The sequence below is a fragment of the Micromonospora sp. WMMD961 genome (assembly GCF_029626145.1).
Taxonomy (GTDB): Bacteria; Actinomycetota; Actinomycetes; order Mycobacteriales; family Micromonosporaceae; genus Micromonospora.
Genome location: NZ_JARUBJ010000002.1, coordinates 2,117,939 through 2,137,437, shown reverse-complemented (window position 1 = coordinate 2,137,437; position 19,499 = coordinate 2,117,939). Strand labels below are relative to the sequence as shown.

Below are 19,499 nucleotides of genomic sequence, written 5' to 3'. Positions count from 1 at the left end.
CCCCTACCCGCGAGAGGCAGCATCATGGATACCGCTCTCGACACGCACGGCGTTCTGACCGACGAGGAGCTCCGCCGGCTCGACGCCTACTGGCGAGCGGCGAACTACCTGACCGTCGGGCAGATCTACCTGCTCGACAACCCGCTACTGCGCGAGCCGTTGACCGCCGACGACATCAAGCCGCGGCTGCTCGGGCACTGGGGCACCAGCCCCGGGCTCAACCTGATCTACGCCCACCTCAACCGGGTGATCGTGGCGCGTGACCTGAACGCCATGCTGGTCACCGGCCCCGGTCACGGCGGCCCGGCCATCGTGGCCAACACCTGGTTGGAGGGCACCTGGTCGGAGCGCTACCACGACGTGGCGCGCGACGAGGCCGGGATGTCCCGGCTCTTCCGCCAGTTCTCCTTCCCGGGCGGCATCCCGAGCCACGTGGCGGCGGACGTGCCGGGTTCGATCCACGAGGGCGGCGAACTGGGGTACGCGTTGAGCCACGCCTACGGCGCCGCCTTCGACCACCCGGACCTGGTGGTGGCCTGCGTGATCGGCGACGGTGAGGCGGAGACCGGGCCGCTGGCCGGCAGTTGGCTCTCCAACGTGTTCCTCAACCCGGCGCGCGACGGCGCGGTGCTGCCCATCCTGCACCTCAACGGCTACAAGATCGCCAACCCGACCGTGCTGTCCCGGATCCCCGAGGCCGACCTGCTCGACCTGATGCGCGGCTCGGGCTACGAGCCGTACGTGGTGGCCGGTGACGACCCCGCCCAGGTGCACCGCGTTCTCGCCGCGACGATGGATCGCGCGCTGGACGAGATCGCCGAGATCCAGCGGCGAGCCCGCTCCGGGGGCGTTGTCGAACGCCCCCGTTGGCCGATGATCATCTTGCGGACGCCGAAGGGCTGGACCGGCCCCCGTGAGGTCGACGGCGCCCAGGTGGAGGGCACCTTCCACGCCCACCAGGTGCCGCTGTCGGGCGTCCGCGACAACCCTGCCCACCTGGCGGAGCTGGAGCGGTGGCTGCGCAGCTACCGGCCGGAGGAACTGTTCGACGCGACCGGAGCGCCGGTCGACGAGTTGCGGACGCTGCCGCCACGCGGGGATCGGCGGATGAGCGCCAACCCGGTCACCAACGGCGGTGTGGTGCTGCGCGACCTGACCCTGCCGGACTTCCGCGACTACGCCGTGGAGGTCCCCGAGCCGGGCCAGCCGATGGCCGGCGCTACCGGTGTGCTCGGCCCGTGGATCCGAGACGTCATCAGCGCCAACCCGCAGACGTTCCGGCTGTTCGGCCCGGACGAGGTCGCCTCCAACCGGCTGGGCGCCGCGTTCGAGGCCACCGACCGGGTGTGGATGGCCGCGACGGTCCCCGGCGACGACCACCTCTCCCCCGACGGCCGGGTCATGGAGGTCCTCTCCGAGCACCTGTGCCAGGGCTGGCTGGAGGGCTACCTGCTGACCGGCCGGCACGGCGTGTTCACCAGCTACGAGGCGTTCATCCACATCGTCGACTCGATGCTCAACCAGCACGCCAAGTGGCTGAAGGTGACCCGGGCCATCCCCTGGCGGCAGCCGCTCGCCTCGCTGAACTACCTGCTGTCCAGCCACGTGTGGCGTCAGGACCACAACGGCTTCTCCCACCAGGACCCGGGTTTCATCGACCACGTGGTCAACAAGAAGGCCGAGGTCGTACGCGTCTACCTGCCGCCGGACGCCAACACCCTGCTCGCCACGATGGACCACTGCCTGCGCAGCCGGCACTACATCAACGTGGTGGTCGCCGGTAAGCAGCCCGCGCCGAACTGGTTGACGATGACCGAGGCGATCCAGCACACCCGACGCGGCCTCGGCATCTGGGAGTGGGCCAGCAACGACGGCGGCAGCGAGCCGGACGTGGTGCTCGCCTGCTGCGGCGACGTGCCCACCCTGGAGACGTTGGCAGCCGTCGAGCTGCTGCGCCGGCACCTCCCGACGCTGAAGGTGCGCCTGGTCAACGTGGTCGACCTGATGCGACTCCAGCCGGACACCGAGCACCCGCACGGCCTGACCGACAAGGAGTTCGACACCATCTTCACCGAGGATCGACCGGTCATCTTCGCGTACCACGGTTACCCGTGGCTGATCCACCGGCTCACCTACCGCCGCACCAACCACGAGAACCTGCACGTGCGCGGCTACAAGGAGGAGGGCACCACGACCACCCCGTTCGACATGGTGATGCTCAACGACCTGGACCGCTTCCACCTGGTCATCGACGTCATCGACCGGGTGCCCGGCCTGGCCGCCCGCGCCGCGCACGTGCGCCAGCAGATGGTCGACGCCCGGCAGTCGGCCCGCGACTACACCCGCCAGTACGGCGAGGACGACCCCCAGGTCGCCGAGTGGCGGTGGGTCCGCGAAACCGACCCGGTCAACCCCTGAAGGAGGACGACGTGCGCGACGCGGAGATCCTGGTCGGCTACGACGGCTCCACCGACGCGTCGGTGGCCCTGGACTGGGCGTTGGAGGAAGCTCGGCACAGCGGCCAACCGGTGCGGCTGGCGTACGTCTTCGAGTGGTTGACAGTCGCCGGCTGGGTCGGTCCGGGCGTGGCGCCCGGAGTCTGGCCGGACGACACCGCCCGCCGGCAGGTCGACGACCTGGTCCGCACCGCAGCGGCCGACGCCGCCGCCGCGAACCCCGGCCTGACCGTCACCGGCGAGGTGTACGACGGGCCGCCGGCCCTGGTGTTGCAGGAACGCTCGGCCGAGGCGGGCCTGCTGGTGCTCGGCAGCCGGGGGCACGGTGGCTTCGGTGGTCTGCTGGCCGGGTCGACGGCGGTGTCGGTGGCGGCGCACGCGCACTGCCCGGTCGTGGTGGTCCGGGACGCGACGGTCGGCGGGCCGGACGGCCCGGTGGCGGTCGGCGTGGACGGCTCGGACCCGTCGCTGGTGGCGCTCGGTTTCGCGGCCGAACGGGCCGCGCAACGACAGGTGCCCCTGCGGGTGCTGCACGCCTGGACACCCGGTCCCGGTGGGGCCGCCGGGGTGCCCGACGAGCGGGCGTCCGTCGAGGCGGCGCTGGAGCCCTGGCGGCGGACGTTTCCCGAGCTGGACATCACCGTCGACCTGGTCGGGGGCAGCCCGGCGTCGATGCTGATCGAGGCGAGCCGCGACGCGCGGCTGGTGGTGGTCGGCAGCCGGGGGCGGGGCGGCCTGGCCGGCATGCTGCTCGGCTCGGTGAGCCAGCAGCTGATCCAGCACAGCCGTTGCCCGGTCGCGGTGGTCCGGGAACGCTGAGGCGCACCCGGGTCGAGTGCGGCCCGAGGTCAGCTCCGCTCGGACGCCGGGTCGGTCGGGTCGAGGGTGAAGAACTCCTCCTCTTCCTGCGCCAGGTGCAGGCGGAGCACGGCGTCCAACCCGTAGAGGGTGGCGAGCAGGTCGGGGACCTGGTCCGGGCGCAGCCGCCCGTCGCCGGTCTGCCCGAGCTGGACACCGAGCAGGTCGATCTGACGGCGGATCTCCACGTGCGCCCGGCTCATCGTCGAGGTGGCCGCACCGCTGCCCAGCGGCTCGGCCAGCGCGGGGTAGAGCTGCCGATCCTCGGCGGCCTCGTGCGGCAGCACCTGCTCGGTGAGACGGCGGTGCGTCTCGCGTACCGCCGGCAGGCACCTCGGCGACGCCGGGTCGGTGGCGACCAGGTCCGCGGTGTCGCGCAGCCCGGCCAGCACGGCGCGTACCGCCCGGTGTTCCCCGGCGGCGCGGGCGAGCAGTTCCCGGGTACGCGGTGCGACGTCGCGGCGGCGCAGTCCACCCCGCAGGGCCCGCAACGCGTTGAGGATGACCAGCACGTCGATGCCCTCCTGGAGGAACGCGCCGACCACCGGGGGCAGCCGGCCGGCCGCCGCCGCGAGCATCGCCAGCACGGCCAGCCCCATCCCGACAGCGGCGCTCTGCACGGCGATCCGGCGGGCGTACCGGGCGATCTCCACCGCGTCGGCGAGCCGGTCCAGCCGGTCCACGGTGAGCACCGCGTCGGCCACGTCCGCCGAGGCGGTCGCCCCGGTCGCGCCCATCGCCACACCCACCTGCGCCTCGGCCAACGCCGGTGCGTCGTTCACCCCGTCGCCGACCATCACGGTGACCGCCCGGTCGGCCTCCTGCCGGACCCGGGCCGCCTTCTCCTGCGGAGTGCAGCGGGCGAGCGTGTCATCCACTCCGACGGCCGCGGCCACCTGCGCGGCGGTGCTCGGCCGGTCCCCGGTGACCAGCACGATCCGCCGCAGCCCGGCCGCGCGCAGCCGGCGCACGGTTCGGCGGGCGTCGGGGCGTACCGGGTCCTCCAGCAGGATCGCGCCGAGCGGGCCGTCGTCGTCGCTGACCCACACCGCCGACCAGCCGGCCAGCTCGGTGCGGGCCCGCGCCCGGTCCGCCCACTGCGGCAGTTCGCCGGCGAACTGACCGACGCGGACCAACCGGCCGTCGACCCGGCCGCTGACCCCCCGGCCCGGTTCCTCGGTGACGTCGGTGGGCTCGGTCAGCGCCAGTCCACGCTCCCGGGCCTGCCGGACCAGCGCGGCGGCCAGCACGTGCGGGGAGAGCTGTTCGACCGACGCCGCGAGCCGCAGCACCTCGTCCCGGTCGCCGCCGGGGGCGACGACCGTCTCGGCGGCACGTGGATGGCCGGCGGTGAGCGTGCCGGTCTTGTCCATCAGCAGGGTGCGGGCCCGGCCGAGCAGTTCCAGCGAGCCGCCGTCGCGGACCAGCACCCCGCGCCGGGCCACCCGGGACAGACCGGAGACGATGGCGATCGGGGTGGCCAGCAGCAGCGGGCACGGGGTGGCCACCACCAGCACCGCCACGGCCCGGACCACGTCACCGGAGAGCAGCCATGCCAGCCCGGCCAGGACCAGCGTGAACGGCACGAACGCGGCGGCGTACCGGTCGGCCAACCGGACCATCGGGGCCTTGTGCGCGGTCGCCTCCTCGGCCAGTCGGACGATCCCGGCGTACGTGCTCTGCGCCGCGTTCTTCGTCGCCCGCATCCCGAACGCGGCCCCTGCGTTCACCACGCCGCTGACCACCGTCTCCCCGGCCGCCCGCTGGACCAGCTGCGACTCGCCGGTCACCACCGACTCGTCCAGGGTGGCCGCCTCGTCGACGGTCCCGTCGACCGGCACCACGTCACCGGGCCCGACCAGCAGCCGGTCCGCCGCCGCCACCCGATCCAGCGGCACCACCTCGATCGCGCCGTCCGGTCCACGCCGGCGGGCGGTACGCGGTGCCCGGGCCAGCAGCGCCCGCAGGTCCCGGGTGGCGCGGCGCTGCGCGTACGCCTCCAGCGAGCGTCCGGTCGCCACCATCACCGCGATGACCGCCCCGGCCAGGTACTCCCCGACCGCGAGCGCGCCGGCCAGGGCCAGGACAGCGATCACGTCCACGCCGAAGTGCCGGTGCCACAGCGCCCGCAGCATCGACCAGGCGGCGGGAAGCAGCGCGGCCACCGTGACGGCCGCCCAGATCGCCCCGGCCGCGCCCCGCTGCCCGGCGACCCGCAGCGCGGCACCGGCGAGTACCGCGACGCCGAGCCCGACGAGCGGCGTCCACGCCCACCACCGCCGGACGCGGCCGCGCGCCGGCTGCTGGTCGACGCACTCGGTCGACTCCGCTGCCATTCGCGCATCGTCGCAGGCCACAGGATCGCACCGCCCCCACACCGCGCGATTCGCCCGCCGTCCGACGGCCGGGTGCGGGCTGGCGGACCGGTGCGCTGGTGGCCGGGCGGGCTGGGGCGGGTGAGTCAGGCTGCCGCCGTGGGCCGGCCCGGAGGGCGGGACGACCCGGCGCGACCGGGACCTATGGCCCCTGCGTCACCACACCCGATACCCCCAGGATGGAACGGCAACCCACCGCGCGGCACCGCATCGTGAGGCACGATGAGCAGAGACGGAAAGGTCGTGACCATGAGTCAGGAGAGCCAACTGACCACCGCGCTGGCGGAGGCCGCCGCCACCGCCGGCCACGCCCCCTCGGTGCACAACACCCAGCCGTGGCGCTGGCGGGTGCTACCCGATGCGCTCGAACTGCGTTCCGTCGCCGACCGGCAGCTCGCCGCCTCCGACCCGGAGGGCCGGCTGCTCGCGATCAGCTGTGGCACCGCCCTGCACCACGCCCGGCTGGCGCTGGCCGCGCAGGGGTGGAGCGCCGTGGTGGAACGGCTGCCCGACCCGGACGACAGCGAGCTGCTGGCCCGGCTGACCGACCTCAGCCACACCACGGCCGACCCGGACGCCATGCACATGGTCCAGTGCATGCAGGTACGGCACACCGACCGGCGGCCGGTCAGCGACGAGCCGGTCCCGGCCGCCGCTATCGAGCAGATCACCCGCGCCGTGACCGGCGAGGGGTGCCGGTTGCAGATCCTCGACCGCGACCAGGTGCTGGAGCTGGCCGCCACCGCCGGGCACGCCGACACGGTCGAGTCCGACGACCCGGAGCTGCGCACCGAGCTGGCGTACTGGACGAGCCGCGCTGGCTCGGGCACCGGCCTGCCGGCGGAGGTGCTGCCGGAGCAGCCCGCGCAGACCACAGTGCCGGGCCGCGACTTCGGTCGGCCCGGCAGCCTGCCGGTGGGTCCCGGCCACGACCAGGCGGCGGTGTACGCGATGCTGCACGGCGACGAGGACGAACGGGACAGCTGGTTGCGCGCCGGCGAGGCGCTCTCCGCCGGTTGGTTGACCGCCACTCGGCTCGGCGTGTCGGTGGTGCCGCTCAGCGCGGTGGTGGAGGTGCCGGGCACCCGGCAGACCCTGCGTCAGCTGCTCTCCGGGATCGGCTTCCCGTACCTGGTGTTGCGGTTGGGCATCGCGGATCCGGCACATTCCGGCCCGCCGCACACGCCGCGGTTGACCACCGCGCAGGTGGTCGACACCTCCGCCGTCCGCTGACGGGCTCGGGCGACGGGGTCACCGGCGTTACCATCCCCCGGTGACCAGTAGCGCACCGCAGCCCCGTCAGGAAGGGCCCGCGGGTCCGTCGCTCGGGTTGAGCCCCCTGTCCCGGGTGCGTCTCGACGAGCTGCTGCAGGAGATGCTGGTCCGGGTCGGAGAGGTGGTCACCAGCCGGGAGCGCCTACGGGCGCTGCTCGACGCGGTGGTCGGCATCGGCACCAACCTCGATCTGCGTACCACCCTGCAACGCATCGTGCAGGCGGCCTGCGAGCTGGTCGGCGCCCGGTACGGCGCGCTCGGCGTGGTCGGCCCGGACCGGCTGCTGCACGACTTCATCGTCTACGGCATCACCCCCGAGCAGCACGAGCAGATCGGCGACCTGCCACACGGGCGGGGTGTGCTCGGTCTGCTCATCGACGATCCCCGGCCGCTGCGGATGCCCGACATCACCCAGCACCCCCGCTCCTACGGCTTCCCGGCCAACCACCCGCCCATGCACAGCTTCCTGGGCGTGCCGGTCCGGATCCGCGACCAGGTCTTCGGCAACCTCTACCTGGCGGAGAAGCAGGGCGGTGCGCAGTTCACCGAGGACGACGAGGAGATCGTCGTCGCGCTCGCCGCCGCCGCCGGCGTGGCCATCGAGAACGCCCGCCTCTACGCCCTGGCGCACCGGCGGGAACGCTGGCTCGCCGCCACCGCCGAGATCACCACGGTGCTGCTCGGCGAGGTACGCCGTACCGACGCGTTGGCGCTGGTCGCCCGCCGAGCCCGGGAGGTCGCCGAGGCCGAACTGGCGCTGGTGCTGCTCTACGACAGCGACACCGACCAGTTCTCCGTGGAGGTGGTCGACGGCGCCGACGAGCAGGCCCGTGCGCTCGTCGGCACCGTCCTGCCCGCCGCCGACACCAGCTTCGGCGCGGCGGTCGCCGAGGGCCGGCACGATCAGGTGGACGATCTGGCGCACGCCGCGCCCTGGCCGGCGTTGCTGCACACCGGCCCGGCGATGATCTCACCACTGGCCACCGCCGAGACCCCGCACGGCGTGCTGATCGTGGCACACCGGCCGGAGCGCGGCGGTGGTGCCAGCGAGGAGGATCTGGCGCTGTTGGGCAGCTTCGCGGGGCAGGCCGCCCTGGCGATGGAACGGGCGCGCGGCCAGGAGGAACGGGAGCTGCTGGTGGTCCTGGAGGACCGCGAGCGGATCGCCCGCGACCTGCACGACGTGGTGATCCAACGGCTCTTCGCCACCGGCCTGCAACTACAGAGCGCCGCACCGATGGGCCGCCCGGAGGTGGCCAAGCGGATCAACGCGGCCGTCGACGATCTGGACGCCACCATCCGGGACATCCGCCGGACCATCTTCGAGCTGCGGACGCCGATGACCTCGGAGCTGCGCACCGAGATCCGCGAGGCGATCGAGCTGGCCGCCGAGTCGTTGGGTTTCAAGCCGCACCTGGAGCTGACCGGGCCGGTGGACAGCGCCGTGCCGGACGCGATCCGCCCGGACCTCACCGCGGTGCTGCGCGAGGCGCTGTCGAACGTGGTCCGCCACGCGCAGTGCACCCGCGTCGACGTCGTCGTACGCGTCGACGCCGGCCAGGTCGCCGTGACCGTCACCGACGACGGGGTGGGCTGCGACCCGGCCGCCGCCCGGGGTGGTCTGGTCAACCTGCGCGAACGCGCCGACCGCCTCGGCGGCACCTTCACGATCCGCCCGGTCGAGCCGCACGGCACCGAGGTGAGCTGGTCCGTGCCGCTGCGCGACTGACCGGCGCGACCCGGGTCAGGGAGTCTTACCGAGCAGCCGGGTGGCCAGCACGGCGGCCTGGGTGCGACGCTCCAGGCCCAGTTTGGCCAGCACGCTGGAGACGTAGTTCTTCACCGTCTTCTCCGCCAGGAACATCCGGGCCGCGATCTCCCGGTTGGTGAGCCCTTCCGCCACGTACTCCAGGATCCGCCGCTCCTGCTCGGTGAGCGACTTCAGCTCGCGCGGCTGCTCGACCCCGTTGCGGATGCGCTCCAGCACCCGGGTGGTGATCGCCGGGTCCAGCAGCGACTGCCCGGCCGCCACCCGCCGCACCGCGTCCACCAGGTCGGTGCCCCGGATCTGCTTGAGTACGTAACCGGCGGCGCCCGCCATGATCGCCGCGAACAACGCCTCGTCGTCCTCGTACGAGGTGAGGATCAGGCCCCTGATGGACGAGTCGACGGCGCGGACGTCCCGGCACACGTCGATGCCGTTGCCGTCGGGCAGCCGCGCGTCCAGGATCGCCACGTCGGGCCGTAACGCCGGGATGAGGCGCGCCGCCTCCCGCGCGGAGCCGGACTCGCCGACCACCTCGATGTCGCCGCCGCTCTGCAGTAGGTCGGCCAGGCCACGGCGGACGACCTCGTGGTCGTCGAGGAGGAAGACGCGGATCATCCTTCGTTTCTACCCCCGTACCCCGCGCACCGCACGGGCCGAAAGTCCCGACCGGGTCGGGCCGACGTTCGAGGGCGCTCGGTCCCCACCGGTCGGGACGTCCGGCCCTGCTCTACGGCCGACCCGGCGGTGCAGCGTGGAGGTACGCCAGCCACGGCCCCGTCAGCCGTCGGCCCGCCGGGAGGAGCAACGCCATGGACATCGGCTACACCGAGGCCCAGCTACGGGCCGTCGCCGTGGACGCGGTCCGGGCACCGTCGTTGCACAACACCCAGCCGTGGCGGCTGCGGCTGCGCGACGGCGGCATCGAGGTGCTGGCCGACCCGACCCGTCGGCTGCCGGCGACCGACCCCAGCGGCTGGGGTGTCCGGATCGCCTGCGGCGCGGCGCTGTTCAACCTGCGGATGGCCCTGGCCGTGACCGGAACTCCGGCGCGGGTACGGCTGCGGCCCGACCCGGCCGAGCCGGACCTGCTGGCCCGGCTGGTGCCGGACACCCCACGTCGCCCCTCCCTCGCCGAGCAGAGCCTGTACGCGGCCATCCCCCGCCGTTTCAGCAACCGGCTGCCGTTCTGGCCGGACCGGGTGCCGGCCGACGTCCGGTGGCGCCTGGGCGAGGCGGCTCGTGCCGAGCAGTGCTGGTTGGAGTTGCTGATCGGGGTGAGCGCGGTCTCCGCGATCGGCGAGATCGCCCGCAGCGCGCACCGGGTGCTGGAGCGGGACCCGGCGTACCGGGCGGAGAGCGAGCGGTGGTTGCGCCGGGAGCCGGCGCCGGATGGCGTGCCCGCCTCGGCCGGGGGGCCGCAGGGCGAGTCGCAGGACGTCCTGCCGACGCGCGGCTTCGGTGGGCGCGACCGTGCCCCGGGGCGCGACTTCGAGCCGGAACCCCTCGTCGGGGTGCTCGGCTCGGTCGGCAACACGGCCGTCGACCAGGTGATCGCCGGCCAGGCCCTGCAACGGTTGCTGCTCGTCGCCACCGACGCCGGGCTCGGTGTGTCGATGCTCTCCCAACCGATCGAGGTGCCGACAGCACGGGAGCAGCTGCGGCTGTCGCTGGGGCGGTTCGGCACGCCGCAGATGGTGCTGCGGATCGGCTACGGCCAGCCGGGCCGACCGACCCCCCGCCGCGCTGTCGACGAGGTGCTCGACCTGCCGGCCGTGTCGGCCTGAGCGACGGCGGAGGCGGTCACGCGGCGAGCAGCCCGGCCTCCCGGGTCGGGTCCAGTCCGATCGAGCTGCGCTGCGGTCGCCCGGCGCGCGGCGGCACCGCACCGACCTCGCGCAGCCACCGCCAGGTGTCGGCGACGGTCTCGGTCACTGGCCGGCAGGTCAACCCGGCGGCGTGGACGCGGGTCACGTCCTGTTCCAGCAACCCCCGGTTCGGGTGACCGATCGGCAGCCAGATCGGTAGGTCGCTCCACGGCTGCACACCGGCGGCGAGGATCCGCGTCGGATCGGTCCAGCGTAGCCGGGCATCCGCACCGGTGGCAGCCACACACGCGTCGAGAAGCTCACCCATCGTGGTCTGCGCGGGACGACCGATGGCGTTGAACGTGCCGCCCAACCGTCGGGCACCGGCGTCCAGCATCCATCCCGCCAGATCGCGGACGTCGACGTACTGCACCGGCAGGTCGGCCGGCCCGGGCGCGAGCACGTCACCGCCGCGCTCGATGCGCCGCAGCCACCAGGGCAACCGGCCGATGTCCTCCCCCGGGCCCAGGATCAGACCGGCCCGGGCGACCAGCGCCCGGTCGCCGAACACTTCCCGTACGGCACGTTCGGCACCGGCCTTGAGCTGCGGATAGTCGCCGTCGACCGAGTCCGCGTCGGCGTCCACCACCGGGGAGTCCTCATGCAACCCGACGGTGGAGTGGTCGGTGTAGACCGACCCGCTGGACACGTACCCGTAGTGGCCGACCACGTCGGCCAGAACGCGGGCGGCGTCGCGGGCTGCGCGCGGTGCGCCGTCCCAGGTGTCCACCACCAGGTCCCACCCACCGCCGGTCAGCGCCGCCAGGCCGTCCGGCGCGGTCCGGTCACCCCGCAACCGGTGTACGCCTCGCGGCACCACGCCGTGCAGCCCTCGGTTGAACACCGTCACCGACCAACCACGGCGTACGCCCTCGGTGACCATCGCGCCGCCCACGAATCCCGTACCGCCCAGCACCAGCAGCCTCATGCACGCCACCCTGCCGGCGCGGGCCGGCCGACGGCACCCCGTTTCACCGGTAGCGGATCTGCCCGTGGCAGAACCGCAGGCCTCGTCCAGGATGCAGGAAAGCCGCCCAGGGGCATGGTCAACGGAGCCGCCGATTGCGAAACTGCTTCAATCTGCGTCAGCACGGGCAATCAAGGCTCTTGACGCATTTGGCAACCATGCGTGCCGTCCAGGTGACACCACGTGGCCGGTCGGTGGGCCCGACCGCTACCCGAGGCCGGCTCGACGTCGGCACGACCCGGACGGAGAAGGGAATGTCCAGCACACCGCTGTCCCTGCCGCAGCCATCCGCGCGGGCACCCGAGTTCGGCCGGGACGCGCTCATCGTCTGCGAGAACCTGGTGCGGATCTACCAGACCGGTTCGATCGAGGTGCAGGCGCTGCAAGGGCTGGACCTGGCCGTGCAGAGCGGTGAGCTGGTCGCCGTCGTCGGTGCCTCCGGGTCGGGCAAGTCGACGCTGCTGTCCATCCTGGCCGGCGTCGACGCCCCCACCGCCGGACGGGTCCGGGTCGACCGGTGGAATCTGCTCGCGATGTCCCGCGCGGACCGGGTGGACTACCGGCGGCACACCGTCGGGTTCGTACGGCAGCAGACGGCGAGCAACCTGATCCCTTACCTGACCGCACGGGAGATGGTGGACCTGCCGATGACGGCGGCCCGCACCGCGAAGCAGGAGCGCCGGGAGCGCGCGGCCGAACTGCTGGACAGCCTCGGTGTCGCCGACTGCGCCGATCGCCGCCCCGGCCAACTCTCCGGCGGGCAGCAGATGCGGGTCGCGATCGCGGTGGCGCTGGCCAACCAGCCGCGGGTCCTGCTCGCCGACGAGCCGACCGGTGAGCTGGACGCCGCCACGTCGGCGGAGGTCTTCGGCGTGCTGCGGGACGTCAACCGGCGGTACGGCGTCACCGTTGTCGTGGTCACCCACGACCCCGGGGTCAGCAGCCAGGTCGAACGGACCGTCGCGATCCGGGACGGGCGCACCAGCAGCGAGGTGCTGCGCCGCACCACCACCGACGCGGCGGGCGACACCCACCTGATCGCCGAGGAGTACGCCGTGATGGACCGGGCCGGGCGGGTCCAGGTGCCCCGCGAGTTCCGCCAGGCACTGGCGCTGACCCGACGGGTCCGGCTCGCCCTGGAACCCGACCACATCACGATCCGCCCCGATCCGGGAAGCGACGAATGAGGAGCGAGCCGCTACTCAGCGTGCGCGGCGTACACCGGCGCTTCCGCACCGGGCCGACCGTCGTACACGCCCTGCGCGGAGTGTCGTTCGACGTGGCCGCCGGTTCCATGGTGGCGCTCGTCGGCCGGTCCGGCTCGGGCAAGACCACCCTGCTCAACGTCATCGGCGGCCTGGACCGCCCGGACGCCGGCACCGTGCACGTCAACGGCACCGACGTCACAGTGCTCGACGACGATGGGCTGTCCCTGCTGCGCCGCGAAAAGGTGTCCTACGTCTTCCAGAGCTTCGGGTTGATCCCGGTGCTGTCGGCCGCGGAGAACGTCGCCGCCCCGCTGCGGCTGGCCCGCGTCGCCCCGGCCGATCGCGAGCGGCGGGTCGAGTTGCTGCTGGAACTGGTCGGTCTGGCCGACCACGCCCGGCAGCGGCCGGCCGAGCTGTCCGGTGGCCAGCAGCAGCGGGTGGCGATCGCCCGCGCACTGGCCGCCTCGCCCCGCCTCCTGCTCGCCGACGAACCCACCGGGCAACTGGACGCCGAGACGGGCCTGTCGGTGATGGCCCTGCTGCGCGGGATCGTGGAGTCCGAAGGTGTCACCGTCCTGGTGTCGACGCACGACGCGGTGATGATGGCGTTGGCCGACCGGGTCATCCGCATCCACGACGGGCACCTCGACGAACAGGCGGCCGGGCAGCCGTACGCGCCCGCGCCGGACGTCGGGTGACGCGACGATGAGGCTGGTCAGCCGGCGCGCCCGCGCGCAGTGGCCGTTGCTCGCCGCCCTCCTCGGGGTCGTCACGATCGGCGCGACCCTGCTGGGCACCTGCACCCTGCTGGTCACCCGCACCGCCGAGCGGGCGCTGGAGATCGCCATGGCCCGCGCCGAGCCCGCCGCCGTCGACGTGACCGTCTACACCGGCACCGTCGAGGGCCCGGACGCGCCGTCGGTCGTCGCCGACACCCGCACCGGGGTGGCCTCCGCGCTCACGCCGTTCCCGGTGACGACGACCGCGCGGGCGTCGACGGTGCTGCGGGCGCTGCCACCCACGCTCGGCAAGGGCACCACCGTCGGGGCCCAGGCGTACCTGTCGGGCCTGGACGATCTGCCGGCCCGAGCCGAGCTGGTCACCGGGCGCTGGCCGCAGCACCCCGGCGACGCGGTGCTGCTGGAGTCCACCGCCCAACTGCTCGGCCTCACCCCCGGTAGCCGGGTGCGCCTCGGCGCCGAGCTGGCCCACCCGCCCGTCCCGGCCGTCGACGTGACAGTCGTCGGTGTGGTACGCCCGCTGGCGGGGCGCGGCTGGGAGCGCGACCCGCTGAACGCGGCCGGCTCCGCCATCGGCTACCGGGACGGCCGCTTCATGCAGCCGGTCAACGCCTACGGCCCGTTCCTCGTGGACCTCGCCGACCTGGTCAGCACCGGAGCCACCGTCGACCGGATGGAGATCACCGCCCATCCGGACCTGTCCCACGCCAACCGCCGCGACCTGGAGGCCGTGGCCGAGGGCGTCCGCGATGCCGACCGCCGGCTGGCCGGCACCCTCGGCGACCGTGTCACGCTCGCCCGTGTCGCCTCCGACCTTCCGCTGACCCTGCGGGCCTCCGACGACCAACGGCACGTCACCGCCGCCGTCGTCCTCGCCATCGCCGTCCTCGGCGGCGTCCTGACCGCGGCGGCACTCGTCCTCGCCGGCAGGCTGACGGCGGGCATCCGCGCCGACGAGACCGCCCTGCGGTCCGCCGTGGGCACCAGCCGTCGCCAACTCGCCGCCACCGCGACACTCGAGGCCGGGCTCGTCGCCGCCGTCGCCGCCGCGCTCGGAATACCGGCCTCGTCGGCGCTGCACGCCGGCCTGACTCACCTGCCGCCGCTGGACGACGCCGGCCTGACCGTCCGGCCGGCCCTCGTCGGTGCCCAGGTCCTCGCGGTTGCCGGCGGCGCGCTGGTGCTCGCCGTCGTCCTCACCGTCCTGGCGATCCGGCCCGTCCCGGCAGCCGGCGACCGGCGCACCCGCCGCGAACTGCTGGCCCGATCCGGCGCCGACCTGATGCTCGCGCTCTTCGCCGCCGTCGGATGGTGGCAGCTGTACGCACAGCCCACCGCCGCCAACCCCCGCGCCGACGCGGTCCGGGTGCTCGCGCCGGCGCTGCTGCTCACCGCAGGCGCCGCCCTGGCGCTGCGGGTGGTACTGCCCGCCCTGCGCGGCGCCGACCGGCTGGCGTACCGCGCTCGTGGGCTGGCGCTTCCGCTGGCGGTCTCCGAGGCCGCCCGCCGGCCCCAGGCGGTCGCCGCCGGGCTGCTCGTCGGGCTTGCCTGCGCGGCCGGAACCTTCGGCCTCGCCCTCGACACCACGTGGCACCAGTCGCAGCGCGACCAGGCCGCGCTCTCCGTCGGCACCGACCTGACACTCGCCCTCAGCACGGCGCCGGTGGCCGGAGACGGCGCGGTCGTCAGCGCGGCCACCGCGGGGGCGGTGAGTCCGGCCCTCGACCGTGGTACGGCCGTCGGTCAGTGGCTCGGCACCGCCGGCGACGCGCCGCGCCTGGTCGCCGTCGACACCACCCGCGCAGACGCCCTGCTGCGCGGGCGGCTGGACAGCGACCGCGGCTGGGCGGACGTGGGTGCCACGCTGGCCCCGCGCACGCCGGTCACCGGCCTCGCCGTTCCGACCGGCGCCCCGCTCGTCCTGAGTGGGACCGCCGCCGGCGGCACCTCGCTCGCCGTGACGCCCCGCCTGCTACTGCAGGACGCCACCGGCCTACGCACGTCCTGCACCGGTCCCGCCGTACCGCTCGACGGCCGGGAGTTTCGGCTGCCCGGCTGCGCGACGGCCGACGGGCTGCGCCTCGTCGCGGTCGCCCTGCCGGTCACCGCCGACGCGGTCGGCGGATCCGTCGCCGTAGCCGTCACGCTCAGCGTGCCGTCCGCCGGGTCGGCGGAGAGGCCCACTGACGGATCGGATTGGACCGCCACGTCCGCGCCGCCGGTCCCGAGCACGTTGCGGGACCCGACCGTCATGGTGACCGCCACGTCGACGGGAACCGCGCTGCGGATGGCGGCGACCGTCGACCTCGGCGGTGCCGAGGACGCCGCCCGGACCCTCGTCGCCACCGCCTTTGCCGACCCCGGCCCGGTGCCCGTCGCCGTGTCCGCCCGCTTCGCCAGCGAGGTCGGTGCCCACCGGGGCAGCCAACTCAGCGTCACGGTCGGCACCACGCCCGTCCCGGTCGTCGTCACCGAGGTCGTGCCGACCGTACCGTCCGCCCCCGGCGCCGGCGCCGTCCTGGCCGACCTGGACACGCTGTCCCGCGCACGCGTCGTCACCGGTGACCTGACGTTCCCGGTCGACGCCTGGTGGGTCGGCCACCCAGCCGGTCCCGACGCCGCGGAGCGGGCCACCGCCCTGCACCTGGGCACCGTCACGACCCGCGAGGCGGAGACCGCCCGCCTCACCGGCGGCCCGCTGGGCGCCGGGCTGCCGGCCGCGCTCCGGCTCATCGTCCCGGCCGCGGCCCTGCTGCTGCTCGCCGGCGTCGTCCTGCACGTCAGCTGCGACCTACAGGTCCGCGCTGTCGAGGTGGCGCGGCTACGGGGCCTGGGGATGTCCCGGCGCGGCATCCGAGCCGTGCTGCTCGGCCAGCACGTCGGCGTTCTGCTGCCCCTGCTCACGGCGGGCGCGGCCGTCGGCGCGCTCGCCACCCGGATCGTCGCTCCGCTGCTCGTACGCTCCGACACCGGTGCCGCGCCTGTCCCGGCCGCCCAGCCGCACTGGCCGTGGCCAGCCGAGGCCGCACTGCTCGCCGTACTGCTGACCGGATGCATGCTGGCGGTCGCCGTCGTGGTCACCGTCCAGGTCCGCCGGGCCGACGCCGCGCACCTGCGGGTGGCGCCGTGAACCGGTGGCTGACCCGCCGGTGGCCGGTGCTGCACTGGCCCAGCATCCGCGGCCGTGGCCGCGCCGATGCCGGACCGCTGCTGCTCACCGCCGCCGTCGTCGCGGCCGTCGCGCTGCTCGCCGGGGCCGTGCCGGCGCTGTTCCGCGCTGCCGCCGACGACGCCGTCCAGGACACGGTCCGCCGCGCCGGCCGCGACGCGAACGTCCTCGTACACGCCGACTGGGAACGCGACAACGGCCCGACCGGCGGCCGGGTCCGGATGCCCCGCCTCGCCGACGACGTCGACGACTTCCGCGCCCGGGCGACCTATGCGCTCGGACCCGACCTGGACGCCGCGCTGCTCCCGCCCGTCGCTGCTGTCAACGGCCCGATCCTCAGCATCACCGACGGCAGCGTCCCGCGTACCTTCCAGTTCACCTACCTGTCCGACGACCTCGGCGGACCCGAGGTGACCTGGACCGCCGGCAGCGCGCCCGGCCCCACCGCCTCCGACGAGTACGTCGAGACCCCCTACGACGGACCGCCCTGGCCAGTGCAGGTCGGCCTCTCCGAGGCGGACGCCACGGCACTCGGCCTCGGCCCCGGCGATCGGATCCCGACCAAGGACGGCCAGGGCCGCGCGACGGACGTAAGGATCAGCGGGGTCTACCGACCCACGGACAGCGCCGACCCCGCCTGGCGGCTCGCCCCGGCGCTGCTGAGCCCCGTGCCCGGCGCCGACGGCGTGGGCATCACCCGGTTCGGCGGCCTGCTGTCGCGCGCGTCGTTACCGGACGCCCGGCTCGCCGTGAACGAGGACCAACTGCGGCGTACCGTCCACTTCGCACCCTTTCCCGACGCGCTCACCTGGGACGCCACCGCGCCGCTCGCCAGCCAGGTGGTCACGCTCAAGGCGACCTCCGGCTCATCGAACGACCGCGACCAGTCCCTGAGGTGGGAATCGCAGCTCGACACCGCTCTGCGCGACGCCCGTACCCAGATCAGCGTCTCCTCCGCACAGGCCGCCGTCCTGCTCGCCGGGGTGCTGACCGCCACGGCACTGGTCCTGCTACTCGCCGCCGACCTGCTGGTCCGCCGCCGTACCCCGGCGCTGAGCGCCGCCCGGCAGCGCGGCGCGGCGCTACCCGACCTCGGTGCGGAACTGATCATCGAGTCCACGGTGGTGTCCCTGTCGGCCGCCGCCGTCGGGCTCACGCTCGCCCGCGCTGCCGCTCCGGGCGTCTCCTGGACCTGGGCCGTTCCCGTGGTCCTGGCCGGTGCCGTCGCCGGGCCGGCATTCGGCACCCTCGCCGCCGCCCGCGCCAGCCGCGACCGGCGCCAACCCGCCAACCCGGCCGCTCGGCGTTGGATCCGGGCCACCGGCCAGCTGCGCCGCGCCGCCGTGGAGGCCGCCGTCCTGATCGCCGCGGTCGCCGCCTTCATCACACTGCACCAGCGCGGGCTCCTGCCCGTGGCCCCCGCCGGCGACACCGGTGAGCCGACCGGCGACCTGATCCTGCCGATCAGCGCCCTCTCTCTCGGCGCGCTCGTCGGCGCGCTCGCCCTGCTCCGGCTGGTGCCCGTCGGGGCGCGCTTCGCGCTCCGACAGGCCCTGCGCTCGCGCCGCCCGTTGGCCGTGTTCGGTGCCGCCCAGGCGGCCACAACGGCCGGGCGCGCGCTGCCGCTGCTGGTTCTGGTCAGCACCACGGCGCTCACGTCGTTCGCGCTCATCCTCGGCACCACCATCACCCGGGGGATGGCCGACGGCTCGTGGAGCACCGTCGGCGCCGACGCCCGACTCGACATCGGCACCGATGCCGAGACCGCCACGCCCGCACTCGCCGAGCGCATCGCCGCCGCACCAGGGGTAGGACAGGTCGTCGTCGCGCAGGTGACCGACTCGGCGCGCGTCTTCACCGAATCGACGCCGCTCACCCCACGACTGGTCATCGTGGACACCGCCGCGTTCCAACGTCTGCTGGCCACCACCCCGCTGCCCGACGCGCCAGCGCTGGCCCGGCTCAGGGCACCCGGCCCTGGCCCCGGGATCGTCCCCGCGCTGGTCCGATCGAGCGACGGCGAGCTGCGGACCGGCACGCAGTTGCAACTACCCCGGGACGGCGCTCCGGCGATCCATCTCGCTGCGGTCGGTACCGCTCCCTCCGTCGGCGGCGCCGGCGACGTCGTCATCGTGGACGCCGCTGCCCTCGCCGCCGCCGGACTGCCCGCCGTCCCGGATACGGTCTGGGTGACCGGCCCCGGCGCGGCGCGGGCCGTGTCGAACAGCGGCGTCACCGCCGACGTCGTGCTGCGCGCGGACGTCCTGCGGGCGCAGCGAGCGGCTCCGCTGACCGCAGGGCTGCTGGGGCTGGCGTGGACGGCCGCCGCGGTGCTGCTGGCGCTGGGACTGCTCGGCCTCGCGCTCGCCGCCGCCGCGGGTGCGTCGCAGCGGTGGCAGACCCTGACCCGACTGCGGACCCTCGGCCTGCGGCCACGCGACGCCCGTTGGGTCGCCGCCGCAGAGGTGCTACCCCCGGTCGTGGTCGCCGCGGTGTGCGGCCCGCTCCTCGGGGCCCTGCTCGCACGCCTGACGCTCGGCCCGCTCGACGTGCGACTGCTCACCGGCCAGGGCGCCGACCCGGCGGCGGTCCTGCCGTGGTGGTTGCTCGGCCTGGTGAGCGTGGCCCTGCTGGCGGCGGCCGTCACTGTCGTACCGGTCGAGTCGGCGCTGCGGCGACGCGACCGGCTGAGCGAGGTACTCCGCGCCGGCGAGTGAGCGGTACCCGCGAGCCGGCGGTGCCGCAGCTCGCCGGCCGCAAGCAGCCCCGACCCGCGCGGCGGACGGGTAGCGCTGCCTTCACCAAGGGCACATGGTCG

The 19,499-nt window shown here is 74.5% G+C and carries 12 protein-coding genes; 9 read left to right on the top strand and 3 right to left on the bottom strand.

From position 1 onward, the window contains the following. The first annotated feature begins 24 nt into the window (after nt 1-24). Entirely contained in the window at nt 25-2,418 is a 2,394-nt protein-coding gene (locus tag O7614_RS10155; RefSeq protein WP_278138207.1) for a phosphoketolase family protein, read from the top strand. Between the two features lie 11 nt (nt 2,419-2,429). Continuing rightward, on the top strand, nt 2,430-3,275 hold the full coding sequence (locus O7614_RS10150) for a universal stress protein (RefSeq protein WP_278138206.1): 846 nt from the start codon (nt 2,430-2,432) through the stop codon (nt 3,273-3,275). 29 nt (nt 3,276-3,304) lie between these two features. Here O7614_RS10150 and O7614_RS10140 read toward each other — a convergent pair whose 3' ends face one another. Next, on the bottom strand, nt 3,305-5,650 hold the full coding sequence (locus O7614_RS10140; protein WP_347404343.1) for a heavy metal translocating P-type ATPase: 2,346 nt from the start codon (nt 5,648-5,650) through the stop codon (nt 3,305-3,307). 261 nt (nt 5,651-5,911) lie between these two features. On the opposite strand from O7614_RS10140, the gene O7614_RS10135 reads away from it, so the two are divergent. Further along, entirely contained in the window at nt 5,912-6,922 is a 1,011-nt protein-coding gene (locus O7614_RS10135; protein ID WP_278138205.1) for a nitroreductase, read from the top strand. A 142-nt stretch (nt 6,923-7,064) separates the two neighbouring features. Further along, complete coding sequence (locus O7614_RS10130) at nt 7,065-8,693, top strand: GAF domain-containing sensor histidine kinase (RefSeq protein WP_278142208.1); 1,629 nt, start codon at nt 7,065-7,067, stop codon at nt 8,691-8,693. A 15-nt stretch (nt 8,694-8,708) separates the two neighbouring features. Here O7614_RS10130 and O7614_RS10125 read toward each other — a convergent pair whose 3' ends face one another. Then, on the bottom strand, nt 8,709-9,347 hold the full coding sequence (locus O7614_RS10125) for a response regulator transcription factor (protein ID WP_278138204.1): 639 nt from the start codon (nt 9,345-9,347) through the stop codon (nt 8,709-8,711). Nucleotides 9,348-9,541: 194 nt separating this feature from the next. On the opposite strand from O7614_RS10125, the gene O7614_RS10120 reads away from it, so the two are divergent. After that, nucleotides 9,542-10,516, top strand: coding sequence for a nitroreductase (locus tag O7614_RS10120; protein WP_278138203.1), 975 nt, complete (start codon nt 9,542-9,544; stop codon nt 10,514-10,516). Between the two features lie 16 nt (nt 10,517-10,532). On the opposite strand, the gene O7614_RS10115 is transcribed toward O7614_RS10120, so the two are convergent. Then, nucleotides 10,533-11,525, bottom strand: coding sequence for an NAD-dependent epimerase/dehydratase family protein (locus O7614_RS10115; RefSeq protein WP_278138202.1), 993 nt, complete (start codon nt 11,523-11,525; stop codon nt 10,533-10,535). Nucleotides 11,526-11,818: 293 nt separating this feature from the next. Between O7614_RS10115 and O7614_RS10110 the strand changes: the two genes are divergently transcribed. From O7614_RS10110 to O7614_RS10095, 4 genes are read left to right on the top strand one after another with little or no spacing between them, the layout of a single operon-like run. Beyond that, nucleotides 11,819-12,751, top strand: coding sequence for an ABC transporter ATP-binding protein (locus tag O7614_RS10110; RefSeq protein ID WP_278138201.1), 933 nt, complete (start codon nt 11,819-11,821; stop codon nt 12,749-12,751). After that, complete coding sequence (locus O7614_RS10105) at nt 12,748-13,470, top strand: ABC transporter ATP-binding protein (protein WP_278138200.1); 723 nt, start codon at nt 12,748-12,750, stop codon at nt 13,468-13,470. The genes O7614_RS10110 and O7614_RS10105 overlap by 4 nt, the downstream gene beginning before the upstream one ends. A gap of 7 nt (nt 13,471-13,477) precedes the next feature. Further along, entirely contained in the window at nt 13,478-16,642 is a 3,165-nt protein-coding gene (locus O7614_RS10100) for a permease (RefSeq protein WP_278138199.1), read from the top strand. Then, nucleotides 16,639-19,398: an FtsX-like permease family protein gene (locus O7614_RS10095; protein WP_278138198.1), complete on the top strand. Its 2,760-nt coding sequence runs from the start codon at nt 16,639-16,641 to the stop codon at nt 19,396-19,398. Before O7614_RS10100 ends, O7614_RS10095 begins: the two co-directional genes overlap by 4 nt. Nucleotides 19,399-19,499: the final 101 nt, after the last annotated feature.